The organism is Croceicoccus gelatinilyticus, from assembly GCF_018398395.1.
GTDB lineage: Bacteria > Pseudomonadota > Alphaproteobacteria > Sphingomonadales > Sphingomonadaceae > Croceicoccus > Croceicoccus gelatinilyticus.
This window is the reverse complement of record NZ_JAHCBF010000039.1, coordinates 1-1,420: the sequence shown is the minus strand read 5'-3', so window position 1 is coordinate 1,420 and position 1,420 is coordinate 1. Positions and strand designations below refer to the sequence as shown.

Genomic DNA, 1,420 nt, shown 5'->3' with positions numbered 1-1,420 from the left:
GCCGTGATGCTGACGAGCGCCCGGTTTCTGGGCGCATTTCCAGTCTCGCCCGCCGAGATCCCAGCGTCGGTCCTGGCGGCCGTGATCGAACAACTCGCTCTTGAACCCGGCACGGACGTGGACGCCTATTTTGCGGGAAGCCGACGCATCCGGCACCTCGCGCTCATCCGGACGCACTGCGGCTTCACGGACTTTGGCGACAACGCGGTGGCACGTTTCCGGCTGACCCGATGGCTCTACGCCCTTTGCTGGAGCGGCGACGATCGGCCCGGCCCCCTGATTGATCGAGCTGCGGCCTGGCTGATCGCCAACAAGGTGCTGCTGCCGGGCGTCACGGTCGTCGAGCGCCTGGTTGGCAGGATCCGCGATCGTGCGCGGACCAGGCTTTGGCGCCATCTGGTCGCCAGCTTGAGCGATGACCAGCGCGTGCGCATCGCCGCGCTGTTTGACGATGGCGACACATCCACGTTCGCCGCCCTGGACGCGCTCCGGACCGTTCCCTCCAAGCGCATGCCGACCGAACTCTTCCGACACCTTGATCGGCTCGATGCGGTCCGGGCGTTCAATCTGCGGCCGGCGCCACCGCGGGGCGTTCCCGCCACAACCCTTGAGCGGCTCGCGCGGGTAGCGCGCGTCGGCAAGCCCTCGGCCATCGCCGCCCTTCAGGAGCCTCGTCGAACCGCGACCGTAGCCGCGCTCTTCCATACGCTCGAAGCGGCGGCCCAGGACGACGCCGCCGAGCTGGCCGAGGCTCTGCTCGCCGACTTGGTGAAAGGGGCTGAAGCCGCCGACAAACAGGCCCGCCTGCGCAGTCTGCGCGATCTCGATGGCGCCGCGATGCTGCTCCACGCAATGGGTCTGTTGGTTTTGACCGACGACGCCCTGCCCCTCAATGAATGGCGAGATGTGCTCTTCGAGCGGTTGCCCCGTCCCGACATCGAGGCCGCCATGTCCAAGGTGGAGGCGATCGCCAAGCCCGCGGAGACCAAGCCCTATGATCAACTGCGAACAAAATGGCGGAGCGCCCGGCGATTGTTCTTTGAAATCGCTACCCGCATCGAGACCGACGCTGCCCCAGGTGGCAAAAACGTCAAGGCCGCGATCAGCTACCTCAAGGGCGTGGACGACTGGTCCTCTCTCGTCAAGATGCGCGGCGCACCGATCGCTGCGGTCTCGAAGGCGTGGAGGCAACATGTCCTGGATGACGATGGCAGGATGCGCGACCCGAAGGCCTATGTCTTCGCGATCATCGATGCGTGGCGTCTGGCGATCAAGCGTCGCGATGTGTTCGCCAAGCCCGGCATCCGATACGGGGATCCCCGGCGCGGGATGCTCGAGGGCGAGTCCTGGCACAATTCCAGGTTGATGGTAGCACGCGCCCTGGGCCGATCTCTGGAAGCCGACATTGAGATTGACGGTC

The 1,420-nt window shown here is 66.0% G+C and carries 1 protein-coding gene; it reads left to right on the top strand.

All coding sequences use genetic code 11. From position 1 onward, the window contains the following. Window positions 1–1,420, top strand: a 1,420-nt coding sequence (locus KIH45_RS19000; protein WP_213177513.1) for a DUF4158 domain-containing protein, incomplete at both ends; no start/stop codon positions are given.